Source organism: Vreelandella rituensis (assembly GCF_003336665.1).
Lineage (GTDB): Bacteria > Pseudomonadota > Gammaproteobacteria > Pseudomonadales > Halomonadaceae > Vreelandella > Vreelandella rituensis.
The window spans coordinates 1-6,928 of the sequence record NZ_QPIJ01000097.1; the positions used below are offsets into that span (position 1 = coordinate 1).

9 protein-coding genes are annotated in these 6,928 nt (G+C 54.4%); 4 read left to right on the forward strand and 5 right to left on the reverse strand.

All coding sequences use genetic code 11. The features are described from left to right. The coding region (locus tag DU506_RS20220; protein WP_220254480.1) for a transposase at nt 1-870 on the reverse strand (870 nt) is incomplete at its 3' end. Between the two features lie 289 nt (nt 871-1,159). Between DU506_RS20220 and DU506_RS20225 the strand changes: the two genes are divergently transcribed. Further along, nucleotides 1,160-1,342 carry a hypothetical protein gene (locus DU506_RS20225; RefSeq protein WP_114488656.1) on the forward strand — a complete coding sequence of 61 codons (183 nt, stop codon included), beginning with the start codon at nt 1,160-1,162 and terminating at the stop codon, nt 1,340-1,342. An 18-nt stretch (nt 1,343-1,360) separates the two neighbouring features. After that, the gene (locus DU506_RS20230) at nt 1,361-1,567 is read left to right on the forward strand and encodes an amphi-Trp domain-containing protein (protein WP_114488657.1); all 207 of its coding nucleotides are present in this window, start codon (nt 1,361-1,363) and stop codon (nt 1,565-1,567) included. 136 nt (nt 1,568-1,703) lie between these two features. On the opposite strand, the gene DU506_RS20235 is transcribed toward DU506_RS20230, so the two are convergent. After that, the gene (locus DU506_RS20235; RefSeq protein WP_114488658.1) at nt 1,704-3,044 is read right to left on the reverse strand and encodes an APC family permease; all 1,341 of its coding nucleotides are present in this window, start codon (nt 3,042-3,044) and stop codon (nt 1,704-1,706) included. Nucleotides 3,045-3,060: 16 nt separating this feature from the next. Then, the gene (locus DU506_RS20240; protein WP_220254481.1) at nt 3,061-3,834 is read right to left on the reverse strand and encodes a glutaredoxin; all 774 of its coding nucleotides are present in this window, start codon (nt 3,832-3,834) and stop codon (nt 3,061-3,063) included. A 241-nt stretch (nt 3,835-4,075) separates the two neighbouring features. Between DU506_RS20240 and DU506_RS20245 the strand changes: the two genes are divergently transcribed. Both DU506_RS20245 and DU506_RS20250 read left to right on the forward strand, forming a co-directional pair. Continuing rightward, a complete protein-coding gene (locus DU506_RS20245) occupies nt 4,076-4,729 on the forward strand; it encodes a peroxiredoxin (RefSeq protein ID WP_114488660.1) in 654 nt (217 codons plus the stop codon). A 184-nt stretch (nt 4,730-4,913) separates the two neighbouring features. After that, entirely contained in the window at nt 4,914-5,741 is an 828-nt protein-coding gene (locus DU506_RS20250) for an alpha/beta hydrolase (protein WP_220254482.1), read from the forward strand. 19 nt (nt 5,742-5,760) lie between these two features. Here DU506_RS20250 and DU506_RS20255 read toward each other — a convergent pair whose 3' ends face one another. Continuing rightward, nucleotides 5,761-6,237, reverse strand: coding sequence for a CreA family protein (locus tag DU506_RS20255; protein ID WP_114488661.1), 477 nt, complete (start codon nt 6,235-6,237; stop codon nt 5,761-5,763). Nucleotides 6,238-6,470: 233 nt separating this feature from the next. Beyond that, entirely contained in the window at nt 6,471-6,812 is a 342-nt protein-coding gene (locus DU506_RS20260) for a TraR/DksA family transcriptional regulator (protein ID WP_114488662.1), read from the reverse strand. Nucleotides 6,813-6,928 lie beyond the last annotated feature (116 nt).

The window sequence follows — 6,928 nt, forward strand, 5'->3', positions numbered from 1 at the left end:
TTCGATGCGCGTCACGAGCTGGCGATGGAACCAGCGGTGAAACCGCGCTTTCATCGGCGTGCGCTTTTTACCCGCTTTCGGACGCCAGCCTTTCAGGTCTTCGACGGCAATGGCTTGGCAGCCGTGGTCGAACGCGAGATTCACCAGCTGCCGACTGATCTGATGGGCCTGGTTATCCGCCAGACTGGTCAGCCGTTGGTGATCGCGGCGGCAGAAACCCGGTGGCAACCGGCTTCCGTGCCGGGTTTGCTTCCGTGCCTGACGGCGGATGCGTTGCATGAGCCGATACTCCCGGTCTTTATCCGTGCGCGAGAGAACCCCCCGTGCGTGGACAGTGCCTTGAGCATCGACGACCGCCCAGGTCGCCGCCGTGTTAATGCCAACATCCACCGCCAGCACCCGGCCAGGGGCGCCTTTGGCGGGCTTGGGTGGATCGAACTGTTCGGGCAACGAGAGCTGCCATTGTCGACTGTCAGTGGTCAGTAGCGGGGATTTGGCCTTGCCTTTCCCCCGGAACCGGCATGTTCCCTTGAGCCGAAATCCCATCCAGACCCAATCATTGTGCTGTCGCACCTTGATAAAGGCATGGCTGGCATCGGCATTGATCTTGGCGCACTGGCTCCCGTAAAGGCTCGGAAAGGTCTTGGTGCTGGATGTCAGGCGCGGTGGTTTGGCGTGCAGGTGTTTACGATCACCGCTGCGCCACGCCTCAAACCGTGTCACGAAGGAGCGGACTTGACCGACCGCATCCATGATAGCGACACGGCGAAGGTACGATGGAAACTTGTAGTAGCGTTTAGCAAAGTACGTGTAGCGTACCTGTGGCCGTTTTTGGGCGGGATGTATCAGCCGTTCTATTACCTCGACCACCGCGTTCCCTTCGCAGACGCCGAACCTGCGGCCAGTGCGTATACGCCACGGTCATGAGATCGCGCACCAATCGCCGATACAGCGCCAGCGTATCCGTCAGAGCGGTCTGTTGGTCGGCACTGGTGACGTGTAGCGCCAAGGAGTCGGAACGGATGATCGACATAAGAAAACTATATATCCAACCAGCTATAAGAACAAGCAAGGCTGACGCCTTGCCCTGCCTTAACTGCCGATTCATTCAAAGAATCGAATCGCAGAATGCGGCAGAATTTTGTTCAACGGCACGTCGATGGCCTTTATTCGTGGCGAAGATAGTCGCTATATTGCCACGCCCGGCAAGCGCTACAACCAGGTGCCCTTGTCGAAGATACAGCGTTTGCACCACAACCAGACCCGCGTCAGGTTTCTGGTCAAGCAGCCTGTAACCCCCTCGCGACCTTCCTCCCGCGCATCACTGGCTGACGCCCGTTGATACGGGGAATCCGGCCGTATGATTGTTGAAAAAGGCTATTCCAAAGCCGAGTTCGTATCAAAGCTACGGCGCTTAGCAGATGCCATCGAAAACGAGAACCGCTTTGATATCCAGATAGCGGGGGAGCAAATATATGTACCGACCCGCGCCGAATTCACTATCGAGCACGAGCGTTCGGACGAGGAAGAAGAGGTAGAGTTTCAGATCAAATGGAAAAGAGAATAGCGAAGAGCTTTATCGGCTGGAGTGGCGCCGCCGGATGCGCCGACAATGAGTCCCGGAGGCCACCCTCGAATGGACGAGCCGATAGCTATTTTCCTGAAGGTGTTGTCCGGGACAGCACAGCTACTTTCTTTGAAAATCAATGAGAATGAGTGCTATCGCTTAAGCTGCGGGAGTCTTTGCTAAACAGAAAGAGTCGCTCAGCCAACAAGATAACCACCATCATTATCGCTGCAACGATAAGTACCAGAGGGTCTGTCGTTGCCTTCACCCAAAGAAAACCTGCCAGAACGATTACATCAAGCAATATAGCGATGAACAATACAGCAGCGTTTGCGTCAACTTCTTTTCTAAGATGGCGAAACACTCCCCAATGAATACCGACATCCATGATTAAATAGAAAATGATGCCAAGCGCCGCAATGCGGCTAAGATCAAAAAATGCTGTCAAGAACAAGCCAAGCACGACCGTATAAACCAGGGTATGCTTTTGAATACTGCCTGGCATATGAAAGTGACGATGTGGCACCAGCTTCATTTCAGTCAGCATTGCCAACATTCGCGAGACGGCGAATATACTGGCAATGATGCCGCCTGCGGTTGCCAGCATGGCAAGTATGACGGTGAACCAGACAGCGGCCTCCCCAAGAGCCGGCCTCGCAGCCGCCGCTAGCGAGTAATCCTGCGTTTCGATAATTTCAGTCAGGGACAAATTACTTGCTACCGCAAAGCCCACCAACGCATAGATCACGACGCAAAGGCTGATCGAGATCATTATCGCCCTGCCGACATTCTTATGGGGATCTTTTATCTCCGACCCACTGTTAGTGATCGTGGTGAAACCCTTGAAGGCCAGAATTCCCAACGCGGTCGCACCCAGGAAGCCTGGAAGAGACCCCTCCGGAGCCGACGCCGAGGCTTCCATGCCCACGGAATCGGCGACGATGACACCGACCACCCCAAATAAGATAATCCCAGCAATTTTTATAAACCCGAGTACCGATGCAACACCTTGGATCAACTTATTGGCGGAGAGGTTGATTAAAAATGCGAATAGCAGCAAAGCGACACCCAATAAAGGGACGAGCAGCGACCTATCGCCTACATCGAATAGCTCAAGCGTGTAGGACCCAAACGTTCGCGCCAGGAAACTTTGGGCAATCACCATGGAAAAATACATTAAAAGTGCATGAAAAGCGGTGGGCAGTGTCGGGCCATACGCTTTATGGAGGTACATGCCAATTCCGCCAGCAGACGGATAGGCATTGGACATCTTCACATAGGAGTACGCGCTGAAGGACACGATTAGCGCAGCTGACAAGAAAGCTAGAGGGAAAAGCTCCCCCGTCATTTCAGCCATCTGGCCTGTCAAGGCAAAAATGCCAGCGCCAATCATGACCCCCGTCCCCAAGGCGATCGCGCCTACCAGGGAGAGACTGTTTTGTTTGTATTGTGGCGTTCTATCCATTGACTCGGACATCCAAGCCTCCCCAGTGCTATAAGACGAAGAACTTGAGCGGCATCCAGATACCCATCCCCATCATCACGAGATTCTCGGTTAACGATACAAACCCCAGTGGCACGTTGCTATTCCCGCCGACACAGGCACACTTCAATTCACGTTTATCGATGTAGACCGCCTTGAATACTGATACCGCTCCGATGGTGCCGATAAACAGCGCCAATGGCGCAGCAAACCATATCAGCGCCCCGGCCAGCATTAAGACACCGGCCAAGGTTTCGGCGTAGGGATAAACGTAACTATAAGGCACATGCCGCTGGGCCAGCAGGTCATAGTTGAGAAACATATTGCTGAAGCTTTCGACATCCTGCAGTTTCTGAAGACCCAGGAGGATCATGGCAGCGGCAATCGCATACTCAAGCATTCGCAATGATAGGAGAGGGTCACTGTCTACCCAGCTAACCGCCAGGCCAATCAACAAGGAGGTGGCAAAGATAGCGATGACAGGCCGATAGGTTGTTTCCTTATCACCTGGAACACTTAATCCAAGGTAGGCACGAACTTCCTCATAACCCCCTACTCGCTCTTGCCCAATATAAACCTGCGGCGTGGTATCGACCTCAGCCTTTTCCTTGAAATCTTCAATTTCCTGACGTGAGGTCAAAAGATTGTCTTCGACCTGATAACCTTTTCGCTTGAGCAGATCTACCGTTTTAAGGCCAAAAGGACAGAGATGCTCTTCTGTCTTCATGCGGAAGACACGAGCGGTCTCATTAGATGCAGAAGAAGTCGTTGTCGATAAGCTCATAAGGTATTGCCCTCCTTTAAATACCAACCCAGGTTTCTATATAAAATTCCTTATTTATTACCATCATCTAAATTAGAGCACACCCGAACGCCTGTAATATGTAACACTAACAGCATAGAACCTATGTGCAACCTCATGGTCAAGTATCACTGATTACTTTTCGGCATGAGATCGCAGCTGTAATGTCATCTCGCTGCACCCGTGTTATACAGGTGGTTTCAACTAACTCAAGGAGTCGACAATGTCCCTACGAATCAACGAAGTTGTCCCGGATTTTGAAGCTGACACCAGCCAAGGCAAGATTCGCTTTCATGAGTGGATTGGCGATAGCTGGGCAATCCTGTTCTCTCACCCGAAAGACTTCACCCCAGTGTGCACCACGGAGTTTGGTGCGGTGGCGGCATTGGATGCCGAGTGGAAAAAGCGTGGCACCAAGGTGATTGGTGTGTCCGTTGATGGTGTCGAAGAGCATAAGCGCTGGATCAGTGATATCGAAAGCTACTGCAAGAACGATGTCCACTTCCCGATCATCGCCGATGAAGACCTCAAGGTCTCAAAGCTGTTCGATATGCTCCCGGCAGAAGCCTATCTGCCTGATGGTCGTACACCCGCTGACAGCGCGACGGTGCGCTCGGTGTTCATCATCGGTCCGGATAAACAGCTGAAGCTCTCGATGACCTATCCGATGAGCGTTGGCCGTAATTTTGCCGAGGTGCTGCGTGCTCTGGACGCGCTCCAGACCACCACGCAGCACGGCATCGCCACCCCGGCAGACTGGACGGTAGGACAGGACGTGATTATTCCGCCGAGCGTCTCCAATGACGACGCCAAGGCGAAATTCGGCGAATACGAGACAATCTTCCCGTACCTGCGCAGAACCAAGCTGCCCAAGTAAGCAAAGATCTTGCGTTCTTGGCGGCCACCCCAGTGATTTCGGGGTGGCTTTTTTTGTGTGGGTTCAAGCGAAGCAAACTGACACGTTACAGCAACTACAGTTCTTGCTTTAATCAGGGGGGGGGGTGAAAGTGAGCACATGGTTTTATGTGGCGAGCATATTGGCAGGTGGTGCTGCAGGAGGTGTGACACTGCAGAAGAGCTTTCATCGCCGCCTGCGGCGAGAGCTTGCAGCCCCGCGGGAGCCGGTGGCAACAACGCTGGAAGCACACCGGTTACACGGTGAAGCAGTGCGTTTTGCCACTCAGCGCGGACGGTGGCTGAAGGGCTGGTGGCTACCCGCGGCATCGCCTCGAGGCCATGTGGTACTGACCCACGGCTGGGGCGCGAACCGGGTCACCCTGCTGCCACTTGCACCTCTACTGCTTGAAGCTGGCTGGAATGTGCTGCTGTTTGATGTTCGCAATCATGGCAGCAGCGATAGCGATACGTTCTCTTCCATGCCGCGCTTTGCCGAAGATATCGATGCGGCGCTTGCCTGGTTGAAACAGATGCAAACGGTGCTTCCCACCGTGCTGATTGGTCACTCGGTGGGAGCGGCGGCGACGCTTCTCGCCGCCTCACGCCGCGACGACATCGCCGCCGTGGTGAGTCTAGCAAGCTTTGCCCACCCGGATGGCATGATGCGCCGCTGGCTTGCGCAGAAAGGCATACCGTTTTTTCCGTTGGGTTGGTACGTGCTGCGTTACGTCGAACGCGTGATCGGCCACCGCTTCGATGCGATCGCACCGGTGAATACACTGAGTAGGATCCGCTGTCCGGTGCTCCTGGTGCATGGCGAGAGCGATACGGTGATTCCGCCTGATGATGCGCGCACACTTGCGGACGCCGGAGGAGCTCGTGTGACGCTGCGCTTGGTGGAAGGCGGGCATGACTTGAGCGCAAGTCTTGTCCATCACGGCGATGAGCTTGTGGCATTCTTACACGATATACCGGCTCAGGCAGTGGCTTAAGGCTGCCAAGCCGGCAGAATTACAGGTCACCGTAGTGGACGGCAGTAATCGCGTTCTTCGGCGAGCCATCGACAAGCTTGGTGCTGTACGTCAGGTACACGAAGGTCCGTGTTTCCGTATCGTGCATGCGTACTACTCGCATGTTCTTGAAGAGCGCGGAGCGACGCTGAGTAAAAATCACCTCTTGATGCTCCACTTCGGCAGGGTCGAAGACAATCTTTCCGGTCTGCCGGCATGCCACGCTGGCCTCACTGGCCTCCTCGGCAAGTCCCACCGCACCCGTTATCCCGCCAATCTGTGAATAGGAAATATAGCAAGAGATTCCCTGTACCTCTGGGTCATCGAAGCGCTCCACTTCGATGGTACTGTTCGGGCCAAGTAGTTTGAACTCCGTCCGCACACTGCCAATGTGGGCATCCTGCGCAAACAAGGAGGGCGCAAGCAGTAAAGACATGACAATAAGCGATCTGATCGCCATACGCCCTGAGATAAACATGAGTAGTTTCCTTTGTAATGGACAGACGGGTGATGAATAGGCGGAAAGCAGCGTCGCTACCGTCATCAACAGCAGAATCGCCCAAGGGCTTGGAAGTGTTACAGGCATGGGGTGTTGTAACTCACATCTTTAACTGGGAATTCAGCATGCCAGCGATATGAGTGGAAAACTAACGAGGTGTGCAGCATACCCTTCTCTCAGAAAGCTTCAAGACCGACTGCGAGTCAGCCGTCTCACTTTGCGCACTCGATGCACTTGAGCAAGGTAGGGTCGCTCTCGAGGCGTCGAACGCCGATCCACTCACCGCACTCGATGCACTCGCCTAATTCAGCATTGTCGATGCGTAACAGGGCACTGTCGATGCGCTTGATCTGCAACTGACGGCGATTCTCCTCGGCCTCGGCCATCGCCTGGGCCTGCAAGGCATCCATACGCGAAAGGCGCCCCACCGTGGTCTGGTCCAGCATCACGGTCTTCCGAGATGCCTCGCTTTCGAGACTCTCAGCGAGCAGTTCCTGGCGCTGGTTCTGCAGGCGTTGACGAATATGCTGCATATCGAGCTGTGGATGATTCATCGTTTTGCGCGGGAAACCCGGTTGCTTTAGCGCCGGGAGGGATAGCGCGTCGTGCGCCGCACGACTCGGGGTTCCCTGTCCGCGCCTCCTTTAGTGTTGAGTCGTGGGTATCTGGT

Bases quoted from the DNA above. Each gene is read 5' to 3' on its own strand.
- DU506_RS20225 (WP_114488656.1), top strand. From the start codon at position 1,160: ATGGCCTTTATTCGTGGCGAAGATAGTCGCTATATTGCCACGCCCGGC.
- DU506_RS20230 (WP_114488657.1), top strand. From the start codon at position 1,361: ATGATTGTTGAAAAAGGCTATTCCAAAGCCGAGTTCGTATCAAAGCTA.
- DU506_RS20235 (WP_114488658.1), bottom strand. From the start codon at position 3,044: ATGTCCGAGTCAATGGATAGAACGCCACAATACAAACAAAACAGTCTC.
- DU506_RS20240 (WP_220254481.1), bottom strand. From the start codon at position 3,834: ATGAGCTTATCGACAACGACTTCTTCTGCATCTAATGAGACCGCTCGT.
- DU506_RS20245 (WP_114488660.1), top strand. From the start codon at position 4,076: ATGTCCCTACGAATCAACGAAGTTGTCCCGGATTTTGAAGCTGACACC.
- DU506_RS20255 (WP_114488661.1), bottom strand. From the start codon at position 6,237: ATGTTTATCTCAGGGCGTATGGCGATCAGATCGCTTATTGTCATGTCT.
- DU506_RS20260 (WP_114488662.1), bottom strand. From the start codon at position 6,812: ATGAATCATCCACAGCTCGATATGCAGCATATTCGTCAACGCCTGCAG.